Origin of the sequence: Coleofasciculaceae cyanobacterium, from assembly GCA_036703275.1 — a bacterium.
In the GTDB taxonomy this organism is placed as follows: Bacteria; Cyanobacteriota; Cyanobacteriia; order Cyanobacteriales; family Xenococcaceae; genus Waterburya.
This window is the reverse complement of record DATNPK010000089.1, coordinates 70830-85526: the sequence shown is the minus strand read 5'-3', so window position 1 is coordinate 85526 and position 14697 is coordinate 70830. Positions and strand designations below refer to the sequence as shown.

At 38.5% G+C, this 14697-nt stretch carries 15 protein-coding genes; 9 read left to right on the top strand and 6 right to left on the bottom strand.

Features of this window, described 5'->3' with window-relative positions:
- Positions 1 to 65: 65 nt before the first annotated feature.
- Positions 66 to 188: a hypothetical protein gene (locus V6C71_16980; protein ID HEY9770156.1), complete on the top strand. Its 123-nt coding sequence runs from the start codon at positions 66 to 68 to the stop codon at positions 186 to 188.
- Between the two features lie 185 nt (positions 189 to 373).
- Complete coding sequence (locus tag V6C71_16975) at positions 374 to 2026, top strand: MBL fold metallo-hydrolase (protein HEY9770155.1); 1653 nt, start codon at positions 374 to 376, stop codon at positions 2024 to 2026.
- Between the two features lie 87 nt (positions 2027 to 2113).
- Here the strand turns inward: V6C71_16975 and V6C71_16970 are convergent, their stop codons facing one another.
- Together V6C71_16970 and V6C71_16965 are read right to left on the bottom strand one after the other, a co-directional pair.
- Positions 2114 to 2425 carry a DUF6679 family protein gene (locus tag V6C71_16970; GenBank protein HEY9770154.1) on the bottom strand — a complete coding sequence of 104 codons (312 nt, stop codon included), beginning with the start codon at positions 2423 to 2425 and terminating at the stop codon, positions 2114 to 2116.
- Positions 2426 to 2570: 145 nt separating this feature from the next.
- Entirely contained in the window at positions 2571 to 3353 is a 783-nt protein-coding gene (locus tag V6C71_16965; GenBank protein ID HEY9770153.1) for a hypothetical protein, read from the bottom strand.
- Between the two features lie 555 nt (positions 3354 to 3908).
- On the opposite strand from V6C71_16965, the gene V6C71_16960 reads away from it, so the two are divergent.
- From V6C71_16960 to V6C71_16950, 3 genes are all read left to right on the top strand, one after another.
- Complete coding sequence (locus tag V6C71_16960) at positions 3909 to 6167, top strand: ribonuclease R family protein (GenBank protein HEY9770152.1); 2259 nt, start codon at positions 3909 to 3911, stop codon at positions 6165 to 6167.
- 149 nt (positions 6168 to 6316) lie between these two features.
- Positions 6317 to 7621, top strand: a complete 1305-nt coding sequence (locus V6C71_16955) for a TldD/PmbA family protein (protein HEY9770151.1) — start codon at positions 6317 to 6319, stop codon at positions 7619 to 7621.
- A gap of 69 nt (positions 7622 to 7690) precedes the next feature.
- Positions 7691 to 8443, top strand: coding sequence for a DUF3153 domain-containing protein (locus V6C71_16950; protein ID HEY9770150.1), 753 nt, complete (start codon positions 7691 to 7693; stop codon positions 8441 to 8443).
- Between the two features lie 13 nt (positions 8444 to 8456).
- Here the strand turns inward: V6C71_16950 and V6C71_16945 are convergent, their stop codons facing one another.
- From V6C71_16945 to V6C71_16930, 4 genes are all read right to left on the bottom strand, one after another.
- On the bottom strand, positions 8457 to 8783 hold the full coding sequence (locus tag V6C71_16945; protein ID HEY9770149.1) for a toxin-antitoxin system HicB family antitoxin: 327 nt from the start codon (positions 8781 to 8783) through the stop codon (positions 8457 to 8459).
- A 30-nt stretch (positions 8784 to 8813) separates the two neighbouring features.
- Positions 8814 to 9029, bottom strand: coding sequence for a hypothetical protein (locus tag V6C71_16940; protein HEY9770148.1), 216 nt, complete (start codon positions 9027 to 9029; stop codon positions 8814 to 8816).
- A gap of 126 nt (positions 9030 to 9155) precedes the next feature.
- Positions 9156 to 9761, bottom strand: coding sequence for a Uma2 family endonuclease (locus tag V6C71_16935; GenBank protein ID HEY9770147.1), 606 nt, complete (start codon positions 9759 to 9761; stop codon positions 9156 to 9158).
- A gap of 156 nt (positions 9762 to 9917) precedes the next feature.
- A complete protein-coding gene (locus tag V6C71_16930; GenBank protein HEY9770146.1) occupies positions 9918 to 10469 on the bottom strand; it encodes a hypothetical protein in 552 nt (183 codons plus the stop codon).
- A 139-nt stretch (positions 10470 to 10608) separates the two neighbouring features.
- On the opposite strand from V6C71_16930, the gene V6C71_16925 reads away from it, so the two are divergent.
- From V6C71_16925 to acnB, 4 genes are all read left to right on the top strand, one after another.
- Positions 10609 to 11265, top strand: a complete 657-nt coding sequence (locus V6C71_16925; GenBank protein HEY9770145.1) for a hypothetical protein — start codon at positions 10609 to 10611, stop codon at positions 11263 to 11265.
- Positions 11262 to 11594 (top strand): hypothetical protein, encoded by a 333-nt coding sequence (locus V6C71_16920; protein HEY9770144.1) that lies wholly within the window; start codon positions 11262 to 11264, stop codon positions 11592 to 11594. Before V6C71_16925 ends, V6C71_16920 begins: the two co-directional genes overlap by 4 nt.
- A gap of 2 nt (positions 11595 to 11596) precedes the next feature.
- Positions 11597 to 11875 (top strand): GIY-YIG nuclease family protein, encoded by a 279-nt coding sequence (locus V6C71_16915; protein HEY9770143.1) that lies wholly within the window; start codon positions 11597 to 11599, stop codon positions 11873 to 11875.
- 221 nt (positions 11876 to 12096) lie between these two features.
- Positions 12097 to 14694 (top strand): bifunctional aconitate hydratase 2/2-methylisocitrate dehydratase, encoded by a 2598-nt coding sequence (gene acnB, locus V6C71_16910; GenBank protein HEY9770142.1) that lies wholly within the window; start codon positions 12097 to 12099, stop codon positions 14692 to 14694.
- The last annotated feature ends 3 nt before the right edge of the window (positions 14695 to 14697 follow it).

Sequence of the window (14697 nt, the reverse complement as noted above, 5' to 3'; positions counted from 1 at the left end):
AGAATTGCCTGCCAAAAATCGCATTAATATTAACTGTAAGGTATATTAAACGAGTTTTTAGAACTATGGACGTCAAACTGATTATATTAATCTTAACTGGAATTTTTTCAGTAGCCTGTCTGTTTTTTGGCACTAAAGGAGGCTATTACGATACTGATAAATACGATGGCAACGGTTCAGCTCATTAATTACAGCCAGGCTATAATTCTGTATTGCTATTGCCAGAAGTTAATTAACAACCATAAATAAACTTAACTTCTCTTTAAATTAAAATAAGTAAAACTACTTTTATAACTTAAGATTTTAAACAAAGACGCTAATTGACGTTAGTGTTAAAAATCGCTCAAAGTCTGGGTTATTAGGAGTTAATTTTATGAAAATAAGTCAGGGAAAAACTACCTTTAGTTCCCTGCCTTTATCCTGTTTTGTTTATGCAGCAGGCCATGAAGACGAAGGTGTCTGTTTGCTGTTGCGAATCGGTAACTACCGTATCTTGCTAGACTGCGGTTTAGAAGATTTATCAGCTTTGCTGGAGCAAGAGCAATCTCCTGATTTAGTTTTTTGTTCTCATGCCCACGACGATCATTGCCGTGGTCTGCTCAAGCTACATCAAGCTTATCCCGACCTGCCAATTTATACCAGCGAAGTTACGGCCAAACTTTTACGCTGTCACTGGATGAGTGAGAGCAGCAAGGGGGAGCTGGATTGGTGTCAGACATTGTCTTGGCGATCGCCATTAAAAATTGGGACGGATTTACAGATACAGATAGTTCCTGCGGGACATTTACCTGGTGCTGCGGCGATTATCATTACTCACGCCACGCCCGATCGCAGTTATAAAGTAATGTACACTGGCGATTTTTCGGTTTCTAACTTTCAGTTAGTCGAAGGAATGTCGATTGAGAATTTGCGGGGACTAGCTCCAGAGGTTCTAATTTTAGAAGGCAGTTACGGTACAGTACGCCATCCCCATCGCCGTCTTCAGGAAAAGCAGTTGATGGAGCGCATTAACCAAGCCATTGAAGCAGGAAAAAATGTGTTGCTTCCTGTTCCTCCCCTTGGCTTAGGACAAGAAATTCTCAAGCTCTTGCGTTCTCATCATCAATTTACGGGACGCGATCTCGATATTTGGGTCGATGATTCTGTCGCTTTAACCTGCGATATTTATTTAGAGTTATTAGCTCAATTTCCCGAATCTGTCCAAAATTTTGCCAAACACCAATCTTTATTTTGGGATGAACGAATTTGCCCTCGTATGGGCCGAATCAATCATCCTAATAGCTTTATTGCTGGTAAAAAAAACCCTGGAGTTTTTCTAGTCGATTATCAAAGTAATTTGTGGCAGTATCTAACCGACAAAACTGCCGAATGGTTAGTATTATTACCCGAACATCCCCAAGAATATATTCACCCAAATTCCCCCAGATTAGAGCTAATACATAGTTTATCTTCGGTGACCATCGAAACTTATTTGTTAGCTGAGCATAGCGATGGTCGCAATACGACTCAGTTGATTCATAATTTGCGACCGCAACACGTTATTTTGGTTCATGGCTCTTTAAACTATTTGCTTGAGCTGGCTAGTCTAGAAGAATTACGTAATCGCTACCAAATTCATTCTCCTGCTCAGGAGATACTTGTGGAATTGCCGATCGGCGATCGCTTTGTTCAACCACAAGCTCCACAACCTGTTTACTATGAAGGAGAGCTAAATGAAGCTGGTTCGGCGATCGCTATAGTTCTTCCAGATAATATCAGCGGTGACTCCAGATGGAAAAATATTGCTGATACAGGTATTATTCAGGCTCGATGGCAGGGCAATGAATTGGTAATAAAAGGAGTGTCTCAACGAGAATTATTAAATTCTCATAATCAAGCGCGAATCTCATCAGATTTAGACTGCTGTAATCGCTGTTTGCACTATAATAACCAGCGTTGCTGGAATCAATTTTCCCCCTTGTACGGGTTCAAAGTTGTTCCCGAAGGTTACTGTCCAGTTTTTGAAGCTAATGACGAAACTGATTAACTAATAGTCATTCCCAGTAGTAAATATTAAATAATTAAATATATGGATGAATGATCCCAGTCATAACGAATCGTCGTTAACTTTCCTTTATTCTGGGTTATGTTCTGGTGACTGGGGATGAATTTGCTCAGCTTCTGGGCAATCATCGGAAACTGAAATTTCAGTATTAGTTTTAGACACTGAAGCCAGCTTTTGGGTAACAGCACCAATGCTGTCTAAACGAACCATTTCTTCCCAGGAGCTAACTTCGTCTTCTTCTTCAGTTTCATAACGGATCGTTACAATGTCTCCCTCGAAATCAACAATACGACCGCTTTCGATCCAGCGTTGTTGATCCCGCAAGAAAATACAAACTTCACGATCATCTTGACAGAGTTGATAAATCTTGCGGTGTAACATGGGTTTCTCCTTTGCGAGTAACTCCTAAAACTTTTTTAAGTTTAACTGTATCTATTATTGCTATTTTAGTACGATGATTCAAGGACTATTTTTATTCAAGTAACTAAGTAACTGAGTTTAACAAATCTTAAGCAGTCAATTTGACCTATTCAACTGGATTGGGCAATTTTTCTAGATAGCGTAGAAATTCTAGCAGCTGCTCGTCAGTTAGATGAAGGCGACTTCTTTTTCCATAGCGACTCTTGAGAAACTCTTTGCCCCGATCTTTAGTCCAGCCTAATCGTTTAATTTCAATATCAGTTTGTTGTTTAATTTCATTAAAGTCCATCGCCTCAATTTCCGCAGTGGTATTAGCCGAATTAGCTTCAAAGATAGATTCTGGTACACTATTAGCTGATAATGTAGCAGAATTTTGCGGAATTTCGGCAGTAAATGTCTCACCAAATAGATTATTGGCAGTGTTGATGGGTTGAGTCGTATCTTTAACCTCAGACTTATGGTTTGGCTGGGTTGGGGTTGATTCTAAAATCGGATTGCTTGTCGTAATATTTGTCTGGGCCATACTACTTGGCTCAGGCTGTTTAAAATGAGCTTCAGAAAAATTAACAATATTCTGATTTTCAAGTGGGTTTGCTTCAATATTTGATTTAATAAATGTAGCAGTAGCAGAAGAGATTTTTCTGGATGGAGTAGCTTCAATAACGCTATTATTAGCTGGTTGATCGTCTAAAAACAAAGCAGCGATCGCTCTTTGCCTCGCAGCATCCTCGGCAGCTTCAACTGTGTCTGCACCAGCCAAAGCAGTAGCCAAAATTACGTTGTTAACCTGTACCAAAACTTTAACGATGTATGTTCCTCGGTCAATTTTAATTAGTTCACTGACCAAACTTCCTTGAGGATACCTGTGACGAAATTTAGCTAGGATCATTTTTGTTTAATTTAATCTTAAAATAAATGTTAGTACCAATCTACTATTTAATCTTCTGGTAAAAAAGAAATTTGCCAATAAGCATCGAGAATTTACAATAGATACTGAATTGACTATAAATTAACTCGTAATTTTGGTAATAGCGTTTCACAATCAATTTATTTATTGAGCAATGGTTACGGCAGGCTTTGTCTCAGGGCAGAGTAGATTGTGACCACCGCAAGAGAAAATTGCCAAGCTCTAAAAAATTGGGCAGTTAACATAATATCACTATGCTTTTGAAGCCCTTTAAAGTAAGAACCATGATAGCTTTCAACTCTTACGGCATCAATTAAGTAAAAGCACAAAGAGGTATATTACGTCATTATGTCTCTGTGATGTAAAAAAGCCATTGGTCTCCCTACCAGGGATTAAACCGTGAAAGAAGTTTCCGTCTCAACAAACCCTGGCTTAAGGTAACGCACTAAGTGTGCAAACAGTGCGTACGGGTTAGTATAGTTTTCTTCGCTTCTGTTGTATGTTACTAAATTAAAACTGGATAAGGATAATTTTTAAATGGAATTTTCAATCGCTACATTACTCGCTCAGTTCGTTGATGATAAGTTGGTTGCGGGCAAAAATATCGAGAAAAAACTCGGTTGTGAGGATGAGGAGAGTATTCAAAAATTACAGATTACTTTGGATGCTCTAGAAAAAATCAATGTTTTAATTAAAGAAAGAGGTAAGTATCGCCGTATCTATGAAGATAATGTGGTTGAAGCTAAATTAAGATGCTCTAGCAAAGGATTTTGCTTTGCGATTCAAGATGAAGAAAATGCTGATGATATTTATGTCAGGGAAAGTCATCTGAGTAATGCTTGGAATGGCGATCGCGTTTTTGTGAAAATCATTAAAGAAGGCAGTCGTCGTCGTTCTCCTGAGGGAGAAGTCAAACTGATTTTGGAGCGTTCTAATCCTTCGCTGCTTGCCACAGTAACCAACAAAGAAGCACACTACAAAGCCATACCTTTAGACGATCGCTTATTGTTTGAACTAGACCTCAAAGAAAATGGTCAAGACTTAGAAGCAGCGTTAGAACATCTGGTTCACGTATCCGTGTTGCGCTATCCTTTAGGACAAAATCCTCCTTGGGGAAAAGTAACGAAAGTTTTAGGTAGTGATGCCGAAGAAGCTGCTGATGTTGATATTGTTTCCTGTAAACATGACCTTCCCTTAAACTTTCCCGAAAAAGCGATCGCTGCTACGTCTAAGCTACCTACTGCCCGTATACCCGCAGCAGAGATCAAAAGCCGTCAGGATCTAAGAGACAAGTTAACCTTTACAATTGAATCCGAATCTAATCTAGAAAATAATCCTTGGATTGAAAACGCCTTCACCTTAGAAAAAACCGAATCAGGAGACTGGCAGTTAGGCATACATATTGCCGACGTTGCCCATTACATAGAACAGGATACAGTTTTAGACCGTATTGCCAGAAAACGCGGTGTAGCAGTAAACTTACGCAAACAAGTTTTACCTTTGTTTCCCGAAAAAGTCAGTAAGCTGTGTTCTTTAATCCCAGGCAGAAACCGTTTGACAATTTCGGTAATGCTAACCCTCGATTCTCAAGGAAATACGAGCGAATATAAAATTATACCTTCGGTCATTTCAGTAGACCATCAGCTTACCTATCAAGAAACACAAGAGTTGATTGGGTCAGAAAAAAGACCAGGTAAAAAAGTAGCTAACCTAGTTCTTCTGCTTAAAGATTTATTCTTTACTATAAGTCCTTTGGTTAAGGCACAACGCTTACAAAGAGGTGGTTTAGAAGTTACAACGCCAGAAATTCATAACCTTTATAAAGATGAAGGAAGGGTAGGAACAATTCTTGGTGTAGCAGCTTTACCCGTACACTCGATGTTGACCGAGTTAACTATATTAGCTGGAAAAGCAGTTGCCGAACATCTACAGGCATTAGAATTGCCAGGAATTTACTGTACTCAAGCAGAACCAGACGTTGAGGAATTAGAAGATTTAATTAAGCTGGGGAATAATTTGGGTTTGGATATTGACCTTAATGTCGAAGACAAAGTTTCTTCTCAAGACTACCAAAGGCTTACCGAACAATTTGCCACCTCTTCGGCAGTAATGGTGTTGAATTATCTGCTGCAAAGCACCTTTAAACCAGTCAAATATTTAACTAAACCAGGGCATCACTTTGGTTTAGCTTATGAAGATGGTTACACTCACTGTATTTCTCCTGGTCAAAGATATATCGATTTAATTATTCAACGCATTTTAAAGACGATATTTGAGCATGGACGCGATCGCCGTCATAGCCGCACCAAACACGGTGTTGACCTCACCAGCAGCAGCAGTCACGGACAAATTAACTGGAAGGTACTGCCGCCTAATATCCAAGAACAAATTGAAATCGATATTCAAACCATGCTGCCCTTCTTAAATGACCGCGAAAAACAGGCAGAAGACGCAGAGAGGGATTTGGCTGGATTGAAAAAAGCCGAACAAATGAAGGAACGGACAGGTAAAATTTTTGAAGGCTTGATTACGGGAGTACAGTCTTATGGTTTCTTCGTGGAAATAGAGGATTTATTGGTAGAAGGTTTGGTTCACGTTAGTTCTCTTAAAGATGACTGGTATGAATATCGTTCTCGTAATAGCTGTCTGGTAGGCAGAAAAAATCGTACTGCCTATCGTTTAGGCGATCGCGTAGAAGTAGAGGTCAAAAGCGTTGATTACTATCGTCAGCAAATCGACCTCGTTACCGTTGGCGGTGGCAGTGAAGCCCAAAATGCTGATTGGGAAGAGGAGTAAGTAAGCTTGTAGGGTGCAGAGAAGGCAAGAAGGCAAGAAACAATTTAAACACTTCTCCCATCCCCAGTAATAAAAGCTAAAAGTTAATAGCTAATAGCTTTTAGCAGCACTTTAAAATTAGCAACGTCATCAAAAAAGGAGCAAGAGCATTGAAGGATCGGATAGTCGAACAGGTAATTGACCTGGCAAATAAAAAAGGTATCGAAGCAGAAGTGTATTACGTTGCCAGCCAGGATACGCCAATTGAGTTTGGTAATAACCGTTTAAAGTCATTAGAAACTAAAGCTTCAGAAGGTATTGCTTTAAGAGTAATTGCCGATCGCAAGTTGGGATTTGCTAGTTCTACAGATTTAACTCGTTTGTCAGATTTGGTTGATGCAGCCGTGTCTACTGCCGAAATTGGCGATCCTGTAGAGTTTGACTTTACTCAAGATGTTAATTCAGTTGAGCCAAAAAGCGATTACCAGCCTCCTAATACCGAAAAATTAGTCGGGGTAGGAGAAGACTTAATTAGCAAAGTTCATCAATATAATCCTGATATTTTAGTAGACGTTAGCTTTCATAGCCGTTCTAGTCAGGTAAAGCTAGCAACGACAACTAACGTTTACACCGAACAGAATAGCCAAAGTCTTAGTGCGGTTTTATCAGGTAATTTGGTGCGGGGCGAAGATTTTTTACAGGCTTATGCTTATGAAGTAACTCGCGATCGCCAACCAGACTATCAAGCAATTTTAAACAAGTTAATTGTTAAATATCAACGTGCTGAAGCTAAAGCAAGTATTACCAGCGGGACATATCCCGTGTTGTTTACTCCTAGTGCAGTCAGCAGCACTATGGGCAGAATGTTTGGCACAATTTTTTCTGGTCAATCTGTGGTGCAAAAAGCCTCTCCCTTAACCGATAAATTAGGCGAAAAAATAGTTGATCGACAAATTAATGTCTATGAAGATCCTACTATTGGAGTTTCTGCCTGTGATTTTGATGATGAGGGAGTACCCACCAGCAAGAAGTATTTGATCGAGCAAGGCGTGGTCAAGCAATTTTACTGGGATAGACGCTGGGCAGCTCGCCATGGAGTAGAATCTAGTGGCAATGGTTTTCGAGGCGGTATTTCGCGTCCTAGCCCCAGTTTAGCCAATGTCTGCATTAGCCCTGGTACAACTACCGTTGATGATTTGATTGCTGGCATGGAAGAAGGCATTATTGTCGATCAGGTTTTGGGTGCGGGACAATCTAATGTTTTAGCAGGTGAATTTTCCGTCAATATAGATTTAGGTTACAAAGTTGAGCAGGGAAAAATTGTCGGCAGAGTAAAAGATACAATGGTGGCAGGAAACATTTTTGAAGCCTTCAGCCAGATAATCGATCTAAGCGATCGCCCTGAATGGGTTGGTAGCAGTGCCTATGTTCCTCATATTGTTTTTGCTCAATTAGGTGTAGCAGCAAGACAGTAATGAAGTCAGAAGTCAGAATAAAATACATCTCGGCAAACTTAAGAAACTCTATGCGATGGGTAGTTAATCATGAAAAATATTAGCGTTGTGAGATTTTTATTGCCTGTCATTTTATGTTTAACAGTCTTGTTAACTGGCTGCGTTGATTATCAGGTAGGAATTAATTTTGCGACTCCCTATAGTGGAGAGATTACTCAGCACGTAAAAGTTAGTGAAAAACTGAGTAATCTTGCGCCATCGGATACGAAAAAATGGTTGGATAGTTTGCAAAAGCGATCGCGCCAACTTGATGGCAACGTTAAAAAACTTAATTCTCAAGAACTCTTATTAATTATTCCCTTCGGTAATGGTGCAGAATTAGCCCAAAAGTTTAATCAGCTTTTTCAAACTAGCATTGTTCCTAATGCGACTATTCCCAAAGATCGAGTCGATTTGATTAAGCTTAATTCCCAGGTATCGATCCATCAAAGCAACCTAATCTTTGTTGAAAGAAACAGCTTAGATCTGGCGATTGACCTAAGAGCATTAAAAATTCTGAGTCAACAAGATAAAATTATCATCGATCCAGATTCGATAGCTAACTTAAAGTTTCAGTTAACTACTCCTTGGATTGCTCGCAGTATCTCTAATTCAGAAAATCTTCAACCAATAAATAATACTTTAACAAAAGGTCTAGTTTGGCAACTCCATCCAGGCGAAGTTAATCATATCCATGCTATCTTTTGGCTACCTAGTCCTATTGGCATCGGTACAGCGATAATTATCTTGCTGATGCTCTTGGGTTACTTACTCAAATATCGCCGTTTTCCTGGCATAGCTTAGTCACATTTTGCAACTAACCAGCTAGTTTATCGCTTACCAAACGATTCAGGCTAACATTTTGCTCGGCAGCTTCAATTGTTAACATACGATGGCGTTCTGGAGGAATCCGAACTTGAAACACTCCACTGTATTTTTTTTCCGAGATAGGTATAGGAACTTTTTCTCCGTTAGCTTCCATGTCATCAACTATATCTTTAATTAGATTGGTGATACCTATCAATGCTTTTAAATGTGTTTCATCTAAGTATGAAAGACTCGGAAATTCTGCACATAATCCTACAAACTCTTCGTCTTCTGCTGACCAAATGACTCTATAAGTATAGTGTTCAAAGTTAATCATTACTGTTACTCTCCAGCTTTTTAATTGCAGCTAGCATTTGCTTAACCTGATACGGTTTGGCTTTCCTTTTTTATTTTGAATGTTTACACGAGGATCACCTTGCCAAGGAGTTTTATAAACAAAGTGACTTGTTCCTTGTTGTCTCGGTTCAACAAAATAATGAGTACAGACTTTTGCCAAATCATTGAACCTCACATCTTGAGGATTATTGCGAATTTGAGCAACAAGTTTAATGATTTGTGCCATATCATTAAATACACAATAGTTGTAATAATGATACTATGTCAATTATATATAACTAAATTAGTAAATTGCGATCGCCTCGATCTTGGAAAGGTTTGATAAAGCGATATTCTCAAGAACTCTTTTTATTCAAATAAAATTTTGCTGTTTCTTAGAACCAGATTGTTCACTAAAAACCACTTTTTCGTATACATCACTAATCTTTTCTGCGAAATCAACGCTAGCTAATTCAAATTGCTCATTTTTTAATTCATAAAATTGTAACAACCATAAACCGCGTTCTGTGCCCCGAAAGCACTCAATTCTTGCTTTTTTTGGATTAACCAGCACGTATTCTTGTAGGCTTGGCAAAGACTTATAGTCAGCACACTTATCACCACGGTCAAAAGCTTCAGTGAAGTCAGATAACACTTCAATAATTAAACTGGGAAACTTTTTAAACGTACTGTTTTCCTTGTCCTTCTCTTCGTAAATCACTAATATGTCAGGATAGTAAAAGTAATTCTTGGCTTCAATCGTGACTTTCATATCGCAAATATACACCCGACACCCAGAACCTCTTAAGTGAGAAAGTAGTAGGGCAAAGATATTTCCTGCAATAGTGACATGGGTATCGGTAGCACCAGCCATTGCATAAACTTCACCATCAATATACTCATGTTTGATATCGCTATCTGTTTCTAACTGAAGATATTCTTTGATTGTCAAATACGAATTTTGAGGAGAGGTAATCATCAAATATTACCTAGATAATTGTTGTTAATATTATAATTGTATGTTTTATGAGCGTAGAAGTGCAGGGATTTGCCAAGGCGATCGCAATATCTTAAATTATTTTTAATTACTCTCATCAAAATAAAATAAGAATCATCAGGCTGACATCAAACTTTTTTAATTATTATTCTTCGTACCCTTACTATTATTGCTCATCAAAGATAATCTGCATTGAAAATTATTTTCTACAGCAATACAAGTACTCAGTCTATCTAAAATATTTTTCCTGACAGCTTGTTCTATAGAATATTTACGGTCATTATGCTTAAATTCACACATTCGATGCGCAAACAAAGTAATTGCCTGATATATTAATTTCAACTCATATAAAGAATCAACTTCGGCAATTTTGACTGCTAAGAAACGAAACCGTTGACAAACATCTTTTGCTTGCTCTTTTGATAAATAATGATCTCGGTAATAATAATTAACTGACTCAGCCATATATTGAGCGTGTTTAGCAGTATTTTTTATTTGATGTTGTGCATCTTCAACAGGGGCTAAAAACTTATCTAAAATAAGCTGCTGTACATAACTATCTCTTAATTCAGAATTAGCAATTAAGTTGATTTGCGACATCTTTTCTTCGTGTCGGCCTTGATTCTCAGCATGAGCTTCTTGGATTATAGCTTGCAAAAGACTGGCAATGGGAAAGATAAATACATCCATTCTGAATTAATCTTTTTGGAATAATAAAATCACTGCTTCCATTGTTGCTAGACAATCAATTGTTTGATTGTGATTGCGATTGCTATTTTATGTAATATATAATATTATATTTGTCTACAAGCAAAAAAACTTTTATATTATGAGTATTAATGAAGATATTAATCCGCGCGAAAAAATAGAATTACGCAACCTTGAAAATTTTTATCAAATAAAAAATGAACACGGAAAAATAATTGATTATGACAAAGCGAATGGTAGGCAGCTTTTTAATCATTATCGTCACAACATGACTAATTATGATGAGGTATTGAACGAAATTCGTGAACAACAAGGTTATGTTAAAAGTTATCAACAAAAAAAAGCAGCAGTTGGCGCAGCAGAACAAGTTTTAGCAAAGTATCAAGAAGAACATATTAAAGTTATTGAAGATAGCCACAAAAAAGGTAATGCTCTTAAGCAAATTTTTAATAAAGCAAAAGTAAAAACCGCTTTAGAATTAGTAAAACTCCTCGATAATTGGTCTGAGCAAATTAAAAGAATTGGCAATTTAGAAAGCAGTCAAAGATCTCTACAAACTTGGAACGATACTTATCGAGTACAGCGAGAACTAGTTAAGAAATTACTGGAAGAGGAAGTATCTTTAGAGGTAATTGCCAAGATAAATGCTATTTACGACACTCGTTCAGTTAATAAAGCTGTTGAAAAAGGCAGAGATATTTTAAATTTAGAACAATCAGAAATTCTTAAAATAGTCAAAAAAGCGATTCGATACGCCAAAGTTGTGCAAGATAAATGATGAAATTATTTAAAATAAAGCAAGTAGTTTATGATCTTACTCATACCAAAAATACTAAACAACTAAAGAAAAAACGTTCGGACTTAACGAAGGGAAAAGATCTGCGATATAAATCATGCTGGATTGAGATTTTTAACCAAACAAAGTTACTAAAAGAAAAAAATTTAGATATTTCTCTTCAAAATTTAGAAGCATCAGAAAAAATGCTGAAAAACTCTTTATTAACCGTCGGTCGTATGGCAGGTTTAAACGATGCTAAAATAGAAGTTGATTGGGAGCGTATTCAGTTGGAAACTCAGTTGGCAGATATTCATCTAGAAGAGCTGTAGCCATGATACCAATTACTGAGCTTCATAGCTTACCAAAAATTAGCGGCATTTATAAAGTTGTCGATGCTAACAACAATGTTTTATATATTGGACAAGCAAAAAATATTTATCTTCGCTGGAACAACGGTCATCATAAAACAAGTAAAATACTTGCTATGTGTGGGACTAAGGCCTTTATTGTCTGGGTTCAAATACCAGAATGGTTATTAAACCGTGCCGAGAATGCTGCGATCGCGTTTGATCAGCCTCCTTTAAATATTAAAACTCCGCCTATTGTCTAATCAGCATCCTTTTGAGCAAGATTGCTTAACCTCGCCGCTACAGTCTGACAATCTCGATACACTACACAAAACTGGAAGCAATAGAATAATTGTATTCACATCTAAGTCATTTTGTTTCTTGAAAAATTACTTCAATCAACCTGGAATTATTAGGATCGATGAGAGATGAGACAATAGATATTCTGTAATAAATATACATATAGAAAGAGGAGAACTACTAAATGTTAAAAGCATATAAAAAACACGCAGCCGAAAGAGCAGCTATGGGTATTCCTGCGTTACCCTTAACAGCACAGCAAACTTCAGAACTATGTGAAATATTAAAAAATCCTCCCCAAGCAGAACAAAAAGAACTACTAGAATTATTAAGAGATAGAGTTCCACCTGGGGTAGACGATGCAGCCTATGTTAAGGCTGGTTTCTTAACTGGCGTAGCTAAGGGTGAGATTGAGTGTCCTGTAATTTCTACCACCGAAGCAGTACGCTTACTTGGTACGATGGTTGGAGGGTACAATGTTAAGTCTTTGGTTAATTTATTAAAGTCTGATGATAGTGCGATCGCCACTGAAGCAACTAAGGCATTAAGTAAAACTCTGTTAGTATTTGATGAGTTTAATGATGTCTTGGAATTATCTAAAAGCAATTTATATGCCAAACAGGTAATTCATTCTTGGGCAAATGCAGAATGGTTTACCCATCGCCCTAAGCCGGCTGAAGCCGTTACCGTTAACGTCTTTAAAGTACCAGGAGAAACCAACACCGATGACCTATCTCCTGCACCCCATGCGACAACTCGCCCAGACATTCCTCTCCATGCTTTAGCAATGCTAGAGTCAAAGATGCCCGATGGATTAGACACCATTGCGAAGTTAAAAGAAAAAGGACATCCTATTGCCTATGTAGGTGATGTGGTTGGGACAGGATCTTCTCGTAAATCAGCGATTAACTCTGTATTGTGGCACATTGGCAATGAAATTCCTTTTGTTCCCAACAAGAAAGCTGGAGGCTATATTCTGGGTAACAAAATTGCGCCGATCTTTTTTAATACCGCCGAAGATTCTGGTGCATTACCCATCGAATGTGATGTTGTCCAAATGAATACGGGCGATGTAATTACGATCTATCCCTATAAAGGCGAAATTACTAACGAAGCTGGCGAAGTTATTTCTAGCTTTACTCTCAAACCAGATACGATCATCGATGAAGTACGGGCAGGAGGTAGAATTCCTTTACTTATTGGTCGTGCATTAACTGATAAAACCAGAGAAGCATTAGGACTAGATACGTCTGAAGTCTTTACTCGCCCCTCTATGCCAGAAGATACAGGCAAAGGTTTTACTTTGGCGCAAAAAATGGTTGGTAAAGCCTGTGGTTTGGCAGGGGTTCGTCCTAATACATCCTGCGAACCGATTATGACTACCGTTGGTTCTCAAGATACTACAGGACCGATGACACGGGATGAATTAAAAGAGTTGGCTTGTCTTGGTTTTAATGCCGACCTAACTTTGCAAACCTTCTGTCATACCGCAGCCTATCCTAAACCTGTAGACATTCAAACTCATAAAGATTTACCTGATTTTTTCTCGACTCGTGGTGGAGTAGCGTTGCGTCCTGGAGATGGTATTATCCACTCTTGGTTAAATAGAATGCTATTACCCGATACGGTTGGTACTGGCGGAGACTCTCATACTCGTTTTCCCTTAGGTATATCCTTTCCTGCTGGTTCAGGTTTGGTTGCTTTTGCCTCTGCCTTGGGTGTAATGCCTCTAGATATGCCTGAATCTGTTTTAGTTCGCTTTACAGGAGAATTACAGCCAGGAATAACTTTAAGAGATATCGTTAACGCTATTCCTTGGGTAGCTATTCAAGAGGGCAAACTAACTGTTTCTAAAGAAAACAAGCAAAATGTCTTTAACGGGCGAGTTATGGAAATGGAAGGCTTACCTAATCTCAAGGTAGAACAAGCTTTTGAGCTGACGGATGCTACCGCCGAACGTTCGTGTTCTGGTAGTACGATCAAACTTAGTGAAAACACTGTCGCCGAATATTTACGTTCTAACGTGGCACTGCTGAAAAACATGGTTGCCCGTGGCTATCAAGATGCCCGTACTCTAATGCGTCGCGTAGCTAGAATGGAACAGTGGCTTGCCAATCCCGAGTTAATGTCTGCCGACAAGGATGCAGAATATGCTGATATTATTGAAGTCAACCTCAGTGAAATAAAAGAACCTATCGTCGCTGCACCCAACGATCCTGATAACGTTAAGCTAATGTCAGAATGTGCAGGAGATAAAGTAGACGAAGTATTTATTGGTTCTTGCATGACCAACATCGGACATTATCGCGCTGCTGCCAAAATCCTTGAGGGTGCAGGGGTAGTTAAGGGACGCTTATGGATTTGTCCCCCTACTCGCATGGATGAAAAGCAACTGCGCGAGGAAGGTATCTACGGAGTGTTTGCTGCTGCTGGCGCACGTACCGAAATGCCTGGCTGTTCTCTTTGCATGGGTAATCAAGCCCGTGTGGAAGATAATGCTACTGTCTTTTCTACTTCTACCCGCAACTTCAATAACCGCATGGGTAAAGGCGCGCAGGTTTACCTAGGTTCGGCGGAATTAGCTGCTGTCTGTGCCTTGTTGGGTAAGATTCCTACCGTGGAAGAATACATGACAGTTGTCAAAGAGAAAATTGCACCTTTTGAAAACGATCTATATCGCTATCTCAACTTTGATCAGATTGATAGCTTTGAAGATGAAGGTAGAGTAATTTCGTTAGAAGAAATGCCTAAAATTGAGGATATTTTAGGGATGCCTGTTTAACCT

Excerpts from the sequence above, each read along its gene's own strand:
- V6C71_16965 (HEY9770153.1), bottom strand. The coding sequence starts at position 3,353 with ATGATCCTAGCTAAATTTCGTCACAGGTATCCTCAAGGAAGTTTGGTC.
- V6C71_16935 (HEY9770147.1), bottom strand. The coding sequence starts at position 9,761 with ATGATTACCTCTCCTCAAAATTCGTATTTGACAATCAAAGAATATCTT.
- V6C71_16970 (HEY9770154.1), bottom strand. The coding sequence starts at position 2,425 with ATGTTACACCGCAAGATTTATCAACTCTGTCAAGATGATCGTGAAGTT.
- V6C71_16915 (HEY9770143.1), top strand. The coding sequence starts at position 11,597 with ATGATACCAATTACTGAGCTTCATAGCTTACCAAAAATTAGCGGCATT.
- V6C71_16945 (HEY9770149.1), bottom strand. The coding sequence starts at position 8,783 with ATGATTAACTTTGAACACTATACTTATAGAGTCATTTGGTCAGCAGAA.
- V6C71_16950 (HEY9770150.1), top strand. The coding sequence starts at position 7,691 with ATGAAAAATATTAGCGTTGTGAGATTTTTATTGCCTGTCATTTTATGT.
- acnB (HEY9770142.1), top strand. The coding sequence starts at position 12,097 with ATGTTAAAAGCATATAAAAAACACGCAGCCGAAAGAGCAGCTATGGGT.
- V6C71_16980 (HEY9770156.1), top strand. The coding sequence starts at position 66 with ATGGACGTCAAACTGATTATATTAATCTTAACTGGAATTTTTTCAGTA.
- V6C71_16925 (HEY9770145.1), top strand. The coding sequence starts at position 10,609 with ATGAGTATTAATGAAGATATTAATCCGCGCGAAAAAATAGAATTACGC.
- V6C71_16940 (HEY9770148.1), bottom strand. The coding sequence starts at position 9,029 with ATGGCACAAATCATTAAACTTGTTGCTCAAATTCGCAATAATCCTCAA.
- V6C71_16920 (HEY9770144.1), top strand. The coding sequence starts at position 11,262 with ATGATGAAATTATTTAAAATAAAGCAAGTAGTTTATGATCTTACTCAT.
- V6C71_16930 (HEY9770146.1), bottom strand. The coding sequence starts at position 10,469 with ATGGATGTATTTATCTTTCCCATTGCCAGTCTTTTGCAAGCTATAATC.
- V6C71_16960 (HEY9770152.1), top strand. The coding sequence starts at position 3,909 with ATGGAATTTTCAATCGCTACATTACTCGCTCAGTTCGTTGATGATAAG.
- V6C71_16975 (HEY9770155.1), top strand. The coding sequence starts at position 374 with ATGAAAATAAGTCAGGGAAAAACTACCTTTAGTTCCCTGCCTTTATCC.